Genomic DNA, 16857 nt, shown 5'->3' on the forward strand with positions numbered 1-16857 from the left:
ACGAGGCCGCTTTAACGTTACGTTGACCTGAAACGGTAAAATGAAAAATCCGGTAATGCTGTTAACAGCATGCCGGATTTTTTTATGCGTTACGTAAACGCAGCGCCAGCTGCGACCGCGTTCGGGAGATAAAATACCCTGCGATCTCTTTCATAATTTTTGATTGATTTTAGCAAATAGCTCAGCTTTTAATCGCCTCTGTACATGAGTATCCTTTCTCTTATCGAGGCTGATTGCCTCATAGCGTATAAAACATGTTGAGGAAATTATCATGAAATCCATCAAGAATTTCGTTGCAGATTCAGCGGTATCACTGGTTAAAAACGCCGTTGCTGTTTCAGTTTTGTCTCTTATCTCCTTTGGCGGTTTTGCTCAAAGTATTAGCGCCACCGCCGCTACCCTGGATAGTGCTGAAGCAAAGATCGCCGCTCAGGCAGTTCAGGCTGGTGCCTCCTATAAAATTACCGGCGCGCGCGTTAACAATGGCGCTTACGTAACGGCAGTACTCAGCAAATAAAAATGAGCTGGAGAGAGAGTGCCTTGTAAGGGCACCCTTTTCAGCGCCGGACGGTCTTTCTCTCTTCTGCCGCCATTTACTGAATTGTCAGCACGGCCGAAAAGAGCATAAAAAAGCAGGTGTAAACATGAACATCATCAAGAGTGCTTTTTCATCTTTTTTTACCGAAACGAAACATTCAGCTCCGCAGGCGCGTTCTAATCCGATGACCGGGAGTGTGCAAGAGCATGCTGAGGGCTTTTTAGCGCTGGCTAAAAACCGCCGGACAGTTTACGCCCTCGGTAACAGATTGACGCTGGCAGAAGATGAGATTATCGAGACGATTAAAGAAGCAGTAAGGCAGGCGCCTTCGGCATTTAATTCCCAAAGCTCCCGGATATTGATCCTGCTGGGGCAGGAACACCATCGGTTCTGGGAATTAACCCGCGAACAATTAAGAAAAATTGTTCCGCCAGAAAATTTTCAGGGCACTTCAGATAAAATAGATGGCTTTGCGGCGGCGGCTGGCTCGGTGCTGTTCTTTGAGGATCAGCAAGTTATAAAAGGCCTGCAGGAACAGTTTGCTTCCTATGCGGATAACTTTCCAGTCTGGTCTGAACACAGCACCGGTATCGCCCAGTATGCGGTCTGGCTGGCGCTGACGGAAAAAGGAATTGGCGCTAATCTACAGCACTATAACCCCCTGGTTGATGCTGATGTGCAGCGCACCTGGAATATCCCGGAGAGCTGGCTGCTGCGAGGGCATATGAACTTTGGTTCCATCAACGCGCCAGCTGGTGAGAAAACTTATATGGATGATAACGCACGTTTTATTATTGCCAGATAATCCTGTTAGGCCGCCGCTGGCGGCCTTTTCCGCATTGACTCTTATTCCACGTCCCTGACGCCAGTCAAAACCGCCCTTCCCGGTGATATCAATCTTACCGCTGCTGAATGCTGAGCCGCGTACGATAAATGCGGTAAAGCGAAACCAGCGTACTGCTGATAAAAGTGAGTTCCATCATTGCGGCTACCGGAGAATGGCATAGCAGATTATTGGTCAGCCAGAACAGACTGCCCGCCAGAGTATAAAGCCTGAGCTTTACCCGATCCTGTTTAAAGGCGGCCAGCGTCATTAACAGGCTGCCCGCTAGCGGAAGCAGATCGATGGCATCACGCCATGTCAGAATCGTGCAGATTATCGCGGTCAGGCAGAAGGACCCGGCGATGGCTGGGTTTGTTGTCCTGCTCGCAATAACATATCTGAAACTGGCTAACAGCATCATCGCGGCTGCGCTTTTCTGCTCCAGCAAAGCAAAATGCGCTGCAAGCAGAGCGGTAGAAAGCGCCAACAGGCGCAGCACCGCCACGCGTCCGGGCAGAAAAAAAGCCACCAAGTCGCAAACAAATGAGCCGCCAGCGATAAGCTGCGAAAGCATAAAGACAGACACGGTTTTTCCTCTTCTTCATTCAAAAGAAGAGGATGAAAGAAGCGCCAGGAAGGCGCATTAACCTTTGTTAATGCGTTGTCGTATGCGCGAAAGGCTGACAGGCGTAATACCAATATAGTTGGCCAGTTCACGCTGAGTCAGGCGCTTACTCCATTCAGGGAAATGCTCAAGCACATAGGCGTAGCGTTTTTCCGGCGCATGCAAAAGCATCATTTCTTCTTTACGCTCTTTATAAATAAGCTGCTGGCGTAACAGAGCATCAGCCAGCTCTGCGCCTTCCGAGGTATCAAGGTAAGCCAGCGGCAGTCGCTGGTACGAGCAGGGCGCGATCGCCTGTAAGCTGTAGCGGGACGGCACTCTGGCCAGCCAGCTAAGGTAGAGAAAACAGTATTCTCCGGCAAAATAAAACTCTTTTACCCGTTCGGTGCCATCTGGCAAGACATGCACCGCGCGAACGATCCCTTGCAGCAGGAAAAAAATATTTCCCTGCTGCTCTCCCTGGCGCAGAAGAACGTCGCCTTGCCGGGCATGCATCACTGTTTGTTTAAGGTAGCGCTCAGGAAACATAATGCTTCTCCGTAAAAGAACCTGTGTTCTTCTCTGACCAGCAAGTAACGGCTCACTATACCCGGATAACCTACTGCATTTCGCTACGCTCTGATCTTTCATTGTTCTATTTTGTAGAACCTAAACATCGAAATTAGGTGGGTTTTTAGTTAAGCAGATTGCGCGCATGATGATCTTACCGCGGCTTACCAAAGGGGTAAGTCTATGACTAACGACAAGGCAGAACATCATGAAAGCGATACGCGCAATGCATTACGGTAAAACCGATGAGCTTTTTTTACAGGAGCTTCCGGCGCTGGTTCCTGGCCAGAACGAGGTTCTGATGGAGGTAGCGGGCAGCGGCGTTAATCCCATTGACGGGAAGCTTCTCTCTGGCGCCATGAAAGCCTTTGTTCCGCTTGAGCCGCCCTACACGCCTGGCGTAGAAGTTGCCGGACGCGTTATTGCAACCGGTGAAGCGGTGCAGCAATTTAAGGCAGGCGATGAGGTCTTTGGGTTTATCGGTATCACAGGCGGCTATGCCACTCAGGCTCTCGCGATGGCCGATCGATTAGCGCATCGCCCGGTACGTTTGTCTGCGCTACAGGCCAGCGGTGTACCGGCCGCAGCCCTGACGGCCTGGCAGGCGCTGCATGAGCACGCAAAGATTAAGCCTGGTCAGACATTACTTATCCATGGTGCCGCTGGTGGCCTCGGAAGCATGGCAGTGCAGATGGCACGCATTGCTGGTGTCAGGGTGATCGCTACCGCATCGGCACATAATGAAAACTACCTTAAAACGCTTGGGGTTGAACAAGTGATTGACTATACCCAGGCCTCTTTCGAAAAAGTGAGTGAGAAGGTCGATGTTGTACTGGATCTGGTGGGGGACGAGACGCAGACTCGCTCATGGTCATTAATTAAAGCGGGCGGCGTGCTGGTCTCAACCGTCACACCACCGGATCAGGCGATAGCGGAAGCGGCGGGCGTAGTGGGCAAACACTTCGCCACGCGTTCGGACGGAAGCCAACTGGCGCAGATTGCTGCCCTGTTTGCTAACGGCGCATTGACCATTGATGTTGAGGTTGTGCCTTTAAGCCAGGCTAAGGTTGCATTGAGTCGGGTTATGGATGGTCATACTCGCGGCAAACGGGTGCTTGATGCCAGCCTGTGAATAGCATGGTCATTCTGCGACCTGTTCGCAGAAGCGGGAGACCAGCCAGGTTGCCGCCGGGCCTGGCGGCGAGTCGTTACGGTAAATGACATCAAATCCGTAATCGCCGCCCGGGCAGTCAGGAAGCGTTAGAGGAACCAGGCGGCCATTGGCCAGATCGTCACGCACCATAGGTTCAGGCATATTGCCCCAGCCGATACCTTCACGCAGAAGAATATGTTTGGCACCTAAATCCGCCAGCCGCCAGGTATGTGTACCTACTACTGCGAACTCCTGGCCCTGCGTGAGCGTGGATCGATCCGTCAGGACCAGTTGCACATGCTCCCGACCTGCGCCAGGCCTCTGCGGATGTTTTGCTGCCAACGGATGAGTAGGCGCCGCCACCGGGATCAACGTCACCTTTCCGGCGCTAATACGCTCAAGACCATCGACGCGCTTAGCGAGCTGGCCGCTAACCCCCAGCGTTGCGCTGCGTTCAAGAACCCGCTGCATTACCCCGCCCAGCGCTTCAATTTGCAAATGCAAAGAGACGGTTGGGAAGCGCTCGCGGAAAGCCTTAAGCGCATCCACCACTCGTTCGCCAGGCAACATTACATCTAATACCAGATGAACCTCAGCTTCCAAACCTTGCAACAGGCCGCGAACTTTGGCGCGTAGCCCGTCGACACCGTTATAAATCGTTCTGGCTTCAGCCAGTACCGCATGACCCGCCTCAGTTAGCTGTGGTTTACGGGTACTTTTGCGATCGAACAGAGTAACCCCCAGCTGCATTTCCAGATTAGCGATTGAATAACTCACTACGGATGTGGCGCGATACAGCTTGCGGGCCGCGCCAGCAAAACTGCCCGTTTCGACTACCGTAAGAAAAACCCGCAGCTGATCCAGCGTGGGGGTACCTGGTTCTGAGATCATTTCTAATTTCCTGGATGTACCGACGCGCGACGATCGGCGTTTATGAAAGGAACCATGCCTTTAAAGAATCAGGTTGCCTGGCGGATGAGCCAGCCAGTGCCGCCGCGTTCAGCGCGCATGGTTTTACAGGCGCAACATCAATCACGGCTGCGGTTAAACGTTGTTACTTTTGTTAAGCCACTCTTTTACTTTTGAGCGATGACAGGCTGATAAGGCCGTTACTCTGTGCCTGTTTAATATTAGTGAAGTTAAAGCTTGCAATGTGGATCGGACCCAGGCTAGTATAGCGTCATCGGTTTGAAACACAGACCTTATGTAAGCAGTTTTAGTAAAGCAGTCCTCAGTTCAAGCGTTATCTATTGATATCCTTCCTCGTGAGCTCCTCCTAAGTGCCCCATAAGTAAAAATCTGCAAAGCAGACCATATTCGTCACCAAGAGTGGCTCAAAAAACAAGTAAGGAAATATCAATGTCTAATAAAATGACTGGTTTAGTAAAATGGTTCAACGCTGAGAAAGGTTTTGGCTTTATCACTCCTCAGGACGGCAGCAAAGATGTATTCGTACACTTCTCTGCTATCCAGAGCAATGATTTCAAAACCTTAGATGAAGGCCAGAAAGTAGAGTTCTCTATCGAGAACGGCGCTAAAGGCCCTTCAGCGACCAACGTTGTCGCGCTGTAAGCGTTGATGACCTCGCTAACCCTTACGATAGCGATGACGGCAACAGCCTGAGCAGTTAAGCGTTAGTGATAAAAACCCGCCCTGAGCGGGTTTTTTTGTTTCCAGTGATTGATAAATGAATAGCAACTATTTCCTGCCGTACATTTTTCAGTGATTGTTAAAGCTCGCTTTTTTATCTGAGCGACTTTCATCCATCCGATCGGCATCCGCTTCGTTATTTTGCTTGCCTGCCTGTTTTCTTTCGCAGCCCTGAGCAAAGTTGTGAACGAATCCACGCTGTACGTTTTGCCTTCGTCACAAAACTGTCATATTAAGTACATCTCGCTGTCACTAAACTGTCCTATTTTCCCTCCTGCAGCAATACTAATCCTTACTACAACGGCATACACCCTGACCTTTACTCCCCTGGAGGGAATATGACACTGATGCGTAGCACCGTAGCCAAACTTGTTGCCGCCACCCTCTCGCTGAGCGCGGTTTCTGCTTTTGCAGCGACCGATCTTACTGGCGCAGGCGGTACCTTCCCGGCTCCGGTTTATGCCAAGTGGGCAGCGGATTATCAACAAGCGACCGGCAGTAAAATTAACTACCAGGGCATTGGCTCCTCTGGCGGCGTTAAACAGATAATCGCGAAAACAGTTGATTTTGGTGCGTCCGATGCGCCAATGAAAGATGAAGATCTGCAAAAACATGGCCTGTTCCAGTTTCCTACCGTGATTGGCGGCGTGGTACTGGCGGTAAACCTGCCGGGTATCCAGTCTGGTCAGCTGACGCTGGATGGTCAGACCGTGGGTGATATTTACCTCGGCAAAATCAAAAAATGGAACGACCCGGCTATCGCTAAGCTGAACCCGGGCGTGAAACTGCCTGAAACCAATATCGCCGTGGTACGTCGCGCTGACGGCTCCGGTACAACCTTCGTATTCACCAGCTACCTCGCTAAAGTAAATCAGGAGTGGAGTGAGAAGGTAGGTAAAGGCAACACCGTTAACTGGCCAACAGGTCTTGGCGGTAAGGGCAACGATGGCATCGCGGCATTTGTTCAGCGTCTGCCTGGCTCTATTGGCTACGTTGAGTACGCCTATGCCAAACAGAACAAGCTGGCCTACACTAAGCTGGTAGATGCCGATGGTCAGCCCGTTAGCCCGACCGAAGAGAGTTTCAGTAATGCCGCTAAAGGGGCAGACTGGAGTAAAACCTTCGCTCAGGATCTGACTTTCCAGAAAGGTAAAGACGCCTGGCCTATTACTTCCACAACATTCATTCTGATGTATAAAAATCAGGCTAATGCAGAAAAAGGCGCTGAAGTGCTGAAATTCTTCGACTGGGCTTATAAAGACGGCGATAAAACAGCAAACAGCCTGGATTACGCAACGCTGCCTGACTCGGTGGTCGAGCAGATCCGCGCCGCCTGGAAAGCAGAAATCAAAGATAGTTCTGGCAAAGCGCTGTACCAGTAACATGTTCCAACAGTGCTCTGCACTGTCGCAGGGGTCGGCTGAAAGCCGACCTGCAGTATCCGGGCGGCTGAATGCCGCCCCTGTGAATTTTATCTGTCGAGAAATCTATGGCTGAATCCAGGCCGTCATTCAAGGCCCCAGGAAAACAAGGCGACATTCTGTTCGGCGCGCTGGTAAAGCTGGCAGCGCTGGTTGTGCTTTTGTTATTGGGCGGCATCATTATCTCCCTGATTATCTCTTCCTGGCCCAGCATTGAGAAATTTGGTTTCTCTTTCCTGTGGAATAAAGAGTGGGATGCCCCTGCAGAGAATTTTGGCGCACTGGTGCCGATTTATGGCACGGTTGTCACCTCGCTGATTGCGCTGCTGATCGCGGTGCCGGTGAGTTTCGGTATTGCGCTGTTTTTGACCGAGCTGGCGCCCGGCTGGCTGCGTCGTCCGCTGGGCGTGGCCATTGAACTGCTGGCTGCAATCCCCAGTATCGTTTACGGCATGTGGGGATTGTTTGTATTCGCGCCGCTGTTTGCTGAATACTTCCAGACGCCAGTTGGTAATGTCCTCTCCACCATTCCGTTTGTTGGCGCGCTGTTCGAAGGGCCAGCCTTTGGCATCGGTATTCTGGCCGCTGGCGTGATCCTTGCCATCATGATCATTCCTTATATCGCTTCAGTAATGCGTGATGTCTTTGAGCAGACGCCGGTTTTGATGAAAGAGTCAGCTTACGGCATTGGGTGTACAACCTGGGAAGTGATCTGGCGTATCGTGCTGCCGTTTACCAAAAACGGGGTGATTGGCGGGATTATGCTGGGGCTGGGACGTGCACTGGGGGAAACCATGGCGGTAACCTTTATCATCGGTAATACCTACCAGCTCGACAGCGTATCCCTTTATATGCCGGGCAACAGTATCACGTCAGCGCTGGCTAATGAGTTCGCAGAAGCGGAGTCAGGTGTGCACGTCGCGGCTCTGATGGAACTGGGCCTGATCCTGTTTGTGATTACCTTTATCGTACTGGCTATTTCAAAATTGATGATTTTACGGCTGACGAAAAATGAAGGGGCGCGTTCATGACGACAATGGATATGCACGCCCGAACAGAGCTGGCGGCTTCACGCCGTAAAATGCAGGCGCGCCGTAGCCTGCGGAATAAAGTTGCTCTGACGCTGTCATTATTAACCATGGCGTTTGGCTTGTTCTGGCTGGTGTGGATCCTCTTCACCACCATTACGCGCGGCTTCGATGGCTTTTCGCTGGCGCTGTTTACTGAAATGACGCCGCCGCCCAATACGGCTGGCGGCGGGCTGGCTAACGCCATCGCCGGTAGTGGCCTGCTGATCCTGTGGGCGACCCTGTTTGGCACGCCTTTGGGCATTCTGGCGGGGATTTATCTGGCGGAATATGGTCGTAAATCCTGGCTGGCGGAAGTGATCCGCTTTATTAATGATATTTTGCTGTCCGCCCCATCTATCGTAGTTGGCCTGTTTGTTTACACCATCGTGGTGGCGCAGATGCAGCATTTCTCCGGCTGGGCTGGGGTGATAGCGCTGGCGCTGCTGCAAATTCCGATTGTTATCCGCACCACGGAAAACATGATGAAACTGGTGCCCGATAGCCTGCGTGAAGCGGCATATGCGCTGGGTACGCCAAAATGGAAGATGATCTCCTCCATTACGCTGAAGGCTTCAGTTTCCGGCATCATTACCGGTGTGCTGCTGGCCATTGCACGTATTGCCGGGGAGACCGCTCCGTTGCTGTTTACTTCATTGTCGAACCAGTTCTGGAGCACCGACATGATGCAGCCGCTGGCCAACTTGCCGGTTACCATCTTTAAGTTCGCCATGAGTCCGTTTGCCGAGTGGCAAAGCCTGGCCTGGGCTGGCGTTCTGCTGATCACGCTGTGCGTTCTGCTGCTGAATATCCTGGCGCGCGTGATTTTTGCCAAATCAAAACATTAATTACCGCGTTGTGACAACGGCGCGGCGTTAAGAGAAAGAGAAGACTATGGTTAATCAGACATCCGGCAAAATTCAGGTTCGCGATCTGAACTTCTATTATGGAAAATTCCATGCATTGAAAAACATCAATCTGGATATTGCCCGTAATCAGGTCACCGCGTTTATCGGTCCTTCCGGCTGCGGCAAATCGACTCTGTTGCGCACCTTTAATAAAATGTTTGCGCTTTATCCCGAGCAGCGCGCCGAAGGCGAAATTCTGCTGGACGGTGAAAACATTCTGGCCGACGCGCAGGATATCGCGCTGTTGCGCGCACGGGTTGGTATGGTGTTTCAAAAGCCAACGCCCTTCCCGATGTCGATTTATGACAACATCGCCTTTGGCGTCCGCCTGTTTGAAAAGCTGCCGCGTGCCGATATGGATGAACGTGTTCAGTGGGCGCTGAGTAAAGCGGCGCTGTGGAATGAAACCAAAGACAAGCTGCATCAGAGTGGCTATAGCCTCTCCGGTGGTCAACAGCAGCGTCTGTGCATTGCGCGCGGTATCGCTATTCGTCCGGAAGTGCTATTGCTGGATGAGCCTTGCTCGGCGTTGGATCCTATCTCAACGGGTCGTATCGAAGAGCTGATTACTGAGCTGAAGCAGGATTACACCGTGGTGATCGTTACGCATAATATGCAGCAGGCAGCACGCTGTTCCGACCACACCGCATTTATGTATCTGGGCGAATTGATTGAGTTCAGCGATACCGACACGCTGTTTACCAAACCGCATCAGAAACAAACTGAAGACTACATTACTGGCCGTTATGGTTAACTGGAGATCGATGTGGACAATTTAAACCTGAACAAGCATATCTCCGGCCAGTTTAACGCTGAGCTTGAGCATATCCGCACCCAGGTCATGATAATGGGCGGCATGGTTGAGCAGCAGCTCACCGATGCAATCACCGCGATGCATAACCAGGACGCAGAGCTGGCGAAGCAGGTTATTGATGGTGACCAGAAGGTCAACATGATGGAAGTGGATATTGATGAGGCCTGCGTGCGGATTATTGCCAAGCGGCAGCCTACGGCCAGCGATTTGCGTCTGGTAATGGCGATAATCAAAACCATTTCTGAGCTGGAGCGTATTGGTGACGTAGCGGAAAAAATCAGCCGCACGGCGCTGGAAAAGTTTAGCCAGCAGCATCAGCCGTTACTGGTCAGCCTGGAGTCACTGGGACGGCATACTATTCAGATGCTGCACGATGTGCTGGATGCTTTCGCGCGTATGGATCTGAGTGCGGCGGTGGAAATCTATCGTGAAGATAAAAAAGTCGACCAGGAATATGAAGGCATTGTGCGTCAGCTGATGACCTACATGATGGAAGACCCACGTACGATCCCCAGCGTACTGACCGCTCTGTTCTGCGCCCGCGCGATCGAGCGCATTGGCGATCGCTGTCAGAATATTTGCGAAATTATTTTCTATTTTGTGAAGGGACAGGATTTCCGCCACGTCGGCGGCGACCGTCTCGACAAGCTGTTAGCTGGAGATGATAACGGCAGCAGCCCCGCCTGATTGAGATTACCCGCAGTGCGCGTCTGGCATGCGGGTAAACTTTTCTTCATACCAGCGTGTAAAACCGTTCGGCGATATTTAAGATATAAAGCGCAGACTTAAGAGTGTAAATAAAAAAATCACGCCTCAAACGCTGCCATCTCTTCTTCTGGTAATTACTTCCCAGCCTTGTATTGAAAATCTATTAACGATGCTTTTGCCACCACGCTGACCATTACTGACGAGCTTACCGATAAAAACCGCTGGTCAAAGGCGTTAGCAACGGCAATTAATACAAAGGCCACGGCTGATAAATAAAGCCTCAGCCCTGGGTATAGGGTTGAGGCTTTTTTTATGGACGGAGAAATCAACGCGTAAGATGCCAGCCCCGCGCGTTCCACAGCGCTGGCAGCCGCGTCAGATCGTCAAACGGGGTAACCAGTGGGTGATCGAGCGGTGCGTTATGCGCATCGGCGCAATAATAGAAAACCGGGATGCCCGCCGCGATACCGGCACGCGTCCCTGCCTCTGAATCATCAATCAGCAGGCAGCGTTCAATCGGCACCTGCATTTGCTCAGCAGCATGAAACATCAGCTGTGGATCCGGCTTCCAGTGGCCGATATCGTAGCCGCTGTACAGGCGATCGCCAAAAAAAGGAAGCAGGCCGGTCAGCCCAAGAGAGTGCTGCATCTTTTTTACCGTGCCGTTAGAGACCACGCACGCCGGTACGTTAATCTGCTCCATTAAAGCTCTGGCGCCAGGGATCGGCTGCAGCTGTGCGTCGAAAAGGCGAGCCACCTCCGCACGATATTCTTGTTCAAAGGTTTCTACTGCAACATCAAGCGGATGCTGCTGGTTAACGTCAGCGATAATATCGTAGAGTTTGACGCCCTTATATTTTTCAAACATCTGCTGTAATGGCAGATGCACGCCGTAGCGGGAAAAGGTGGAAACATACGCCTGGGTACAGAGCAATTCGCTGTCCACCAGCGTTCCGTCACAGTCGAAAAACAGACATTCAATCGTCATTCTGCCTCATCCTTACCAGGGGAAAAGACCACTTTACCCGACTGAGCGTAAAATGCGACCCAGCCGCCCGCCGGAAACCGCAACCGTTTGCGAAAAATCAGTGTACTGTTGCGTCAAAATCGCTAGCATACGCGGCGACCTCTTTTCCCGTTCGGATGTAACAAATGACTAAACAAGGCTTACTACAGCGTCTGTTCCGGCTGCAGGAACATGGCACTACGGTGCGTACCGAGTTGATTGCCGGTTTTACAACTTTTCTGACGATGGTCTATATCGTCTTTGTAAACCCGCAAATTCTCGGCACGGCAGGCATGGATACCCAGGCGGTATTCGTCACTACCTGTTTGATCGCCGCGCTGGGCAGCATACTCATGGGGATTATTGCTAACCTGCCCGTCGCGCTGGCGCCAGCGATGGGTCTGAACGCCTTTTTTGCTTTTGTGGTAGTGGGCGCAATGGGTTATTCGTGGCAGGTAGGCATGGGCGCGATCTTCTGGGGCGCGACGGGTCTGCTGCTGCTGACGCTCTTCCGCGTGCGGTACTGGATGATTGCCAATATTCCCCTTGCTTTGCGCACCGGCATTACCGCAGGTATCGGTCTGTTTATTGCCATGATGGGGCTGAAAAACGCCGGTATTATCGTGGGGAATGAAGCCACGCTGGTAACGGTAGGCGACTTATCCTCGCACAGTGTTCTGCTGGGCGCGCTGGGCTTCTTTATTATCGCCGTGCTGGCATCACGTAATATCCACGCAGCGGTGCTTATTTCCATTGTTATTACCACGCTGGCTGGCCTGCTGCTGGGCGACGTTAAATACAACGGGATTTTTTCTGCACCCCCAGCGATTAGCTCAGTTATCGGACAGGTGGATCTGAGCGGTGCCTTTACGCTCAATATGGCCGGCGTGATTTTTTCTTTTATGCTGGTTAACCTATTTGATTCATCCGGCACTCTGATTGGCGTAACGGATAAAGCGGGGCTGGCCGATAAAGATGGTAAATTCCCGCGCATGAAGCAGGCGCTGCTGGTGGATAGCGTTAGCTCAGTTGCCGGTGCGGCAATCGGCACCTCTTCCGTAACGGCCTATATTGAAAGCTCGTCAGGCGTCTCCGTTGGTGGGCGTACCGGGCTGATGGCGGTGGTTACCGGCATTTTATTTCTACTGGTAATGTTCTTGTCGCCGCTGGCATCAATGGTGCCGGGCTACGCTGCCGCAGGTGCGTTGATTTACGTTGGGGTATTAATGACCTCAAGCCTGGCGCGCGTAAAGTGGGACGACCTGACCGAGGCGGTCCCGGCTTTTGTAACTGCAGCCATGATGCCGTTCAGCTTTTCAATCACCGAAGGCATCGCGCTGGGTTTCATTTCCTGGTGTGTGATGAAAGCAGGAACCGGACGCTGGCGTGAAATCAATCCCTGTGTTGTGGTAGTCGCGCTGTTGTTCGTGCTGAAAATCGCTTTTATTGATTCACATTAATCAGATGGCGCTGCGGCTTAAGGCTGCAGCTGCCTTTCTGTTGGCATACTGGTCAGTCTTAAAGTCTGCGGTCCCATATTCGCTTTATTCATCTCAATATCCCTTAACGCGTTCCAGTTCTGCTGTTCATCAATTTCCCACAATCGTAAACGGCTGGTTGCAGGAGACAGGGCGCAGGACCAAATAAGCAGCGGCTCGACATCACATACCGCCTGTATGTCGGGAAAAGTATGCGAGCGCAAACGGCCTGAAGCGGGATGCAGACGCAAAGTACTATCACAGGCGTTGTTCTCCCCGGTTAGCTTGAGCACGCTTTGTCGCAGCGTCCAGATTTGCGTAATGGCTTCCAGCGGATCCTGCTGGGCATTAATCCAGGCTTTTTCACCGGAAGAGAGATACTGCAGATGATGTTCCAGCGTCTGACGGCTATGTGCCCGCACAATTTCCATATCCAGTCCGGCACGACTCTGTTCTTCCGCCAGCAGCACACCAACCATATTACCAGCGTAGGCAATGCTAAAATCGGGCAGGTCGGGATCGGTAAAACAAGGACGGCCGCTGCTGGTGGTGGTAAGGGCGGGAAGCTGGGACATACCATAAATACGCAACATAAGTTCGGCCAGCAGCATACGCGCTGCAAGATAACGGCTGCGGCGTTTATCGTTCAGAAATCGCGCTTGTTCCACTATATCTGCCGGGATACGCTGTACGTCTGCCCGATTTTGGGCAAGCGTCCAGCGTACAAAATGACTTGCCATCTGTCGCTCCGTGAAAATGGTCGGATAATCATCAATTGCATTGTAAGAATTTTCCGATGCTTTTGCACCCGGCTTTACTTTGTACAGGGTGCTTTTCGGAATAGGTTTAAATAAGTGCGGTAAAAAAGCACGGAGACGCGTTAAAACGTGCCGGATAAGGCTTCAGGCGAAACGGCAGGCTTCAGTAAACGGCAGACGAGGCAGACGCGGGTGCAGCTTACTCGCTTCGCCATAACCCAGATTGATTAGCATATTGGCTTTCCAGTGGGTCTGTGCAAAAAACAATGCGTTAACCTTCTCCGCATCGAATCCCGACATGGGACCGGCATCCAGGCCCAGCGCGCGAGCCGCCAAAATCAAATAGCCTGCCTGTAGACTGCTGTTGCGAAAAGCGGTCTCAGTAGCCAGCTCCGGGCTGCTGGTAAACCAGCTGCGGGCATCAGCCCAGGGAAAGAGTTCTGGCAACCGATCATAAAATTTACCGTCGGAAGCCACAATTACTGTGACTGGCGCTGACAGCGTTTTCTCCACATTGCCGCTCGAGAGCGTAGGCTTCAGTTTCTCCTTACCCGATGCGCTGGTAATAAAAACAAAGCGTCCCGGAGAAGCATTAGCTGAGGTAGGGGCCAGACTAACCAGCTCATAAAGCCGATGCAATAATGCTGAATCGACCGCTTTATCCTGCCAGTGGCTATGGGTTCTGGCCTCGGTAAACAGGGTGCTTAACGCCTGAAGATCAAGAGAAACGGCCATGCTGGCTTCCTTACTGTGAGTTAACGGTACAGAAAACGTTAGCGACTGGCTCACTCATTGACCAAGATGATTTTTGTATGGCAGAAATGCACCCTCATGTTACGGCGTTAGCCCCGAGCGCAACCAGGAAGATAGAACCGCCTTCGGGAGTTACGCCTGTAAATAAGTAAGCGTCGCAAAAAGCGAATTAAAATGCATTGATTGAGAATGGTCTTTAAAGATAATTGAGAATTGTCTTGTAATCGCATTTAATCTGTTTTCATTGTTAAAGATTAAACAAGGCTGCAACAGTAATAAGCCGGATTATATTTGTCCGAATATTGATTTTTCTAAATATTTTATAATATCAATCATCATCAATCGATTCTGAATATGCCATTTACTTATTTTCACTTTTATCTTTACCTTAAGTGCGCCTTGTGAATAACCAGGAAAGTTATTAGAATCCCTCAAATAATTAAGCAAAAAGACATTAATAAATCCATATGGTGCCAGTGCTTACACTATGTATTAGAGTAAACGCATGGAGCCCGCTGTTGCCGGGTAAACAGATACGGGATATATCACTATGTTGAAAATTAACTTGGCTATATCAGATAAGTACCCTGCTGTTCAGTATTTTCTTTGTAATTACCTTAAGCAAGAATTAGGTTGTAATATATTGCCGGGCATCTCTTTAAACGAAGATCATGCGATTAAACATACAGAACAGCATAGAGTAGATGCTATTATCACCGACCTCTCTTACGATAGCGATGGCCGCCAGTTCTATGGTGTTTCAAAAATCAGAGCGATAAAAAAACGTTTTCCAGCGGCTAAAATTATTCTCTATACGGAGTTTAATAACCTATCAATTCTGAAAAAAACGCTTAACTATGGTGTTGATGCAATTGTCAGTAAATATGATGCGGTTAGCGAAATAAAAAAAGCGCTATGCGAGGTGTTTACCAAAAAACACAGCACAGCCTGGGTTTCGAAAAATATAAAATCGATTATTGAAAGCGATATTGAAAAATCGAGCCGGTTAACGGCAAAAGAATGGGAGATCATTCAGCTTTATTCTATGGGGCTGTCATTATCCAATATCGCTAAAAAACAAAACCGTGCGGTAAGCACCGTTGCTACGCAAAAGTATAACGCCATGAAAAAACTTAATGTGCATACTAATAGCGAGCTTATTCAATACGCCTGCATAAATAATATTATTTAGCCTTTTGTTTTTTCTGTTTATTGAAAAGGATTTTGATAATGCACATCAGAAGAGTTAACGTCTTAATAGCTTTGTTTTTTTCGGCGTTGATTATCCTGCCTGGGAGCGGGCATAGCCTGACACTGCAGGAAGCCGTGTTGTCAGCCAGCATTTATGACAGTGAAATCAGTGCGGCGCGCAACGCACAGCGGGCGGATAGCCAAAAAAGGCTGCAGGGTTTTGCCAGTCTGTTGCCGGTCATCAGTTTGAATGGCTCTTATGCCAAACAGGATCAGCCTAAAGCCACCTATGCTGCAGGCGTCACACGTCATAGTTACAGCTTTAGCCTTACGCAGCCGCTGTTTGATATCGCAAAATATGCGGCATGGAAACGCGGCGACGCCATAGCTAACTATGCCGATGTTGTGCTGATGCTGGCAGAGCAAAAACTTATTACCGGCGTTGCAGAGGCTTACTTTCGGGTTATTTATCAGAGGGATGTACTAAAGAGCGCCATTAATGCAAAAGCTGCCTATGGTAAACAGCTGAGTCAAACTGAGGTTGCGTTAAAGGTGGGTGAAGGCACACGTCTTGAACGAGACGAGGCGCAGGCCAACTATGACCGGGCGATAGCGGATGAGATCGCTGCTAAAAACGATCTGCAGGAGGCCGGAATAATTTTTTCCCGCCTGACCGGGCGTAATCCTGATGAAATTCAGCCGGTTGTTCTGTCATGCGTGATGCGCTTTCCGGTTTCTGATGATTTTAAAGCCCTGGAGCAGCAGGCCGGACAAAATAATCTTCAGGTCCGCGCCGCGCTTTTTCAACTGGAACAAACCAAAGCCGATCTGATCGCCGCGCATGGCGCGCATCTGCCGGTAGTGACATTACAGGCGGGCTATGGCACCAACTGGAGTAAGAGTAAGGCGGAGGATTTTAATTTTTTTGATTATGTTTTCGGCACCACGTCAAAAACACATTCCAGTAACATCGGCATCAATGTTTCTATTCCTTTATTTGCTGGCGGGTCACAAATTTCTCAGTCTGTAGAAGCGGTCAGACGTCGCGAACAGGGAAAGGATCTCCTGGAGAATGCGCGTCGTAAGGCGCGTCAGGAAACGCAATCCGCCTGGCTTAAATTAAAAAATGGACAAAATCAGTATCTGGCGGAAAAGAAAGCGTTAGCTTCGGCAAAAAACAAAGTGAACTCTACGGCATATGGCAGAAAAGTAGGTTTGCGAACTATCATCGACGAGTTAAACGCAGAGCAGGAATATTATAAATCACTACAGGCACTGGCAAAACTGCGATATGAATATTTAAACGCCAGACTGAAACTATCTGTGGAGTTAGGCGAGCTGGATTATTCAACGTTGGATCAATACCGTTGCGCTGCGGATAATAAAAAAACCTCCGTTAATTAAACAAGGACGTT

General features: G+C 50.4%; 18 protein-coding genes. 12 read left to right on the plus strand and 6 right to left on the minus strand.

The genetic code is table 11. From position 1 onward, the window contains the following. Nucleotides 1-271 precede the first annotated feature (271 nt). A complete protein-coding gene (locus ACQE3Z_RS10655; protein WP_426973770.1) occupies nt 272-517 on the plus strand; it encodes a DUF1471 domain-containing protein in 246 nt (81 codons plus the stop codon). Nucleotides 518-722: 205 nt separating this feature from the next. After that, the gene (locus ACQE3Z_RS10660; RefSeq protein ID WP_250652792.1) at nt 723-1343 is read left to right on the plus strand and encodes a nitroreductase family protein; all 621 of its coding nucleotides are present in this window, start codon (nt 723-725) and stop codon (nt 1341-1343) included. A 94-nt stretch (nt 1344-1437) separates the two neighbouring features. Here the strand turns inward: ACQE3Z_RS10660 and ACQE3Z_RS10665 are convergent, their stop codons facing one another. Next, on the minus strand, nt 1438-1947 hold the full coding sequence (locus ACQE3Z_RS10665; protein WP_426973771.1) for a YgjV family protein: 510 nt from the start codon (nt 1945-1947) through the stop codon (nt 1438-1440). 57 nt (nt 1948-2004) lie between these two features. Then, complete coding sequence (locus ACQE3Z_RS10670) at nt 2005-2514, minus strand: Crp/Fnr family transcriptional regulator (RefSeq protein ID WP_426973772.1); 510 nt, start codon at nt 2512-2514, stop codon at nt 2005-2007. Nucleotides 2515-2743: 229 nt separating this feature from the next. Between ACQE3Z_RS10670 and ACQE3Z_RS10675 the strand changes: the two genes are divergently transcribed. After that, the gene (locus tag ACQE3Z_RS10675) at nt 2744-3667 is read left to right on the plus strand and encodes an NADP-dependent oxidoreductase (RefSeq protein WP_426973773.1); all 924 of its coding nucleotides are present in this window, start codon (nt 2744-2746) and stop codon (nt 3665-3667) included. Between the two features lie 9 nt (nt 3668-3676). Here the strand turns inward: ACQE3Z_RS10675 and ACQE3Z_RS10680 are convergent, their stop codons facing one another. Next, a complete protein-coding gene (locus tag ACQE3Z_RS10680; RefSeq protein WP_426973774.1) occupies nt 3677-4579 on the minus strand; it encodes a LysR family transcriptional regulator in 903 nt (300 codons plus the stop codon). A 468-nt stretch (nt 4580-5047) separates the two neighbouring features. Here ACQE3Z_RS10680 and cspG point away from each other — a divergent pair, with 468 nt between their 5' ends. The 6 genes from cspG to phoU all read left to right on the plus strand — a co-directional run bounded on the left by cspG (nt 5048) and on the right by phoU (nt 10235). Then, nucleotides 5048-5260 (plus strand): cold shock protein CspG, encoded by a 213-nt coding sequence (gene cspG, locus ACQE3Z_RS10685; protein WP_085069158.1) that lies wholly within the window; start codon nt 5048-5050, stop codon nt 5258-5260. Between the two features lie 416 nt (nt 5261-5676). Next, on the plus strand, nt 5677-6720 hold the full coding sequence (gene pstS / locus ACQE3Z_RS10690) for a phosphate ABC transporter substrate-binding protein PstS (protein WP_426973775.1): 1044 nt from the start codon (nt 5677-5679) through the stop codon (nt 6718-6720). Nucleotides 6721-6827: 107 nt separating this feature from the next. Continuing rightward, nucleotides 6828-7790 (plus strand): phosphate ABC transporter permease PstC, encoded by a 963-nt coding sequence (gene pstC, locus ACQE3Z_RS10695; protein WP_085069155.1) that lies wholly within the window; start codon nt 6828-6830, stop codon nt 7788-7790. Next, nucleotides 7787-8674 carry a phosphate ABC transporter permease PstA gene (gene pstA, locus ACQE3Z_RS10700; RefSeq protein ID WP_426973776.1) on the plus strand — a complete coding sequence of 296 codons (888 nt, stop codon included), beginning with the start codon at nt 7787-7789 and terminating at the stop codon, nt 8672-8674. The genes pstC and pstA overlap by 4 nt, the downstream gene beginning before the upstream one ends. Nucleotides 8675-8720: 46 nt before the next feature. Then, on the plus strand, nt 8721-9488 hold the full coding sequence (pstB, locus tag ACQE3Z_RS10705) for a phosphate ABC transporter ATP-binding protein PstB (RefSeq protein WP_250651272.1): 768 nt from the start codon (nt 8721-8723) through the stop codon (nt 9486-9488). Nucleotides 9489-9500: 12 nt separating this feature from the next. Beyond that, nucleotides 9501-10235: a phosphate signaling complex protein PhoU gene (phoU, locus tag ACQE3Z_RS10710; protein WP_085069149.1), complete on the plus strand. Its 735-nt coding sequence runs from the start codon at nt 9501-9503 to the stop codon at nt 10233-10235. Nucleotides 10236-10581: 346 nt separating this feature from the next. Here phoU and yieH read toward each other — a convergent pair whose 3' ends face one another. Further along, complete coding sequence (gene yieH / locus ACQE3Z_RS10715) at nt 10582-11244, minus strand: 6-phosphogluconate phosphatase (RefSeq protein WP_426973777.1); 663 nt, start codon at nt 11242-11244, stop codon at nt 10582-10584. Nucleotides 11245-11408: 164 nt separating this feature from the next. Between yieH and ACQE3Z_RS10720 the strand changes: the two genes are divergently transcribed. After that, nucleotides 11409-12722 (plus strand): NCS2 family permease, encoded by a 1314-nt coding sequence (locus ACQE3Z_RS10720; RefSeq protein WP_426973778.1) that lies wholly within the window; start codon nt 11409-11411, stop codon nt 12720-12722. A gap of 17 nt (nt 12723-12739) precedes the next feature. Here ACQE3Z_RS10720 and ACQE3Z_RS10725 read toward each other — a convergent pair whose 3' ends face one another. Together ACQE3Z_RS10725 and ACQE3Z_RS10730 are read right to left on the minus strand one after the other, a co-directional pair. Further along, a complete protein-coding gene (locus tag ACQE3Z_RS10725; protein ID WP_426973779.1) occupies nt 12740-13480 on the minus strand; it encodes a 4'-phosphopantetheinyl transferase family protein in 741 nt (246 codons plus the stop codon). A 162-nt stretch (nt 13481-13642) separates the two neighbouring features. Next, nucleotides 13643-14233, minus strand: coding sequence for a malonic semialdehyde reductase (locus ACQE3Z_RS10730; RefSeq protein ID WP_426973780.1), 591 nt, complete (start codon nt 14231-14233; stop codon nt 13643-13645). A 568-nt stretch (nt 14234-14801) separates the two neighbouring features. On the opposite strand from ACQE3Z_RS10730, the gene ACQE3Z_RS10735 reads away from it, so the two are divergent. Continuing rightward, a complete protein-coding gene (locus ACQE3Z_RS10735; RefSeq protein WP_426973781.1) occupies nt 14802-15443 on the plus strand; it encodes a LuxR C-terminal-related transcriptional regulator in 642 nt (213 codons plus the stop codon). Nucleotides 15444-15529: 86 nt separating this feature from the next. After that, nucleotides 15530-16846 carry a TolC family outer membrane protein gene (locus tag ACQE3Z_RS10740; RefSeq protein WP_426974070.1) on the plus strand — a complete coding sequence of 439 codons (1317 nt, stop codon included), beginning with the start codon at nt 15530-15532 and terminating at the stop codon, nt 16844-16846. Nucleotides 16847-16857 lie beyond the last annotated feature (11 nt).

The organism is Pantoea sp. FN0307 (genome assembly GCF_050113815.1).
Lineage (GTDB): Bacteria > Pseudomonadota > Gammaproteobacteria > Enterobacterales > Enterobacteriaceae > Mixta > Mixta alhagi.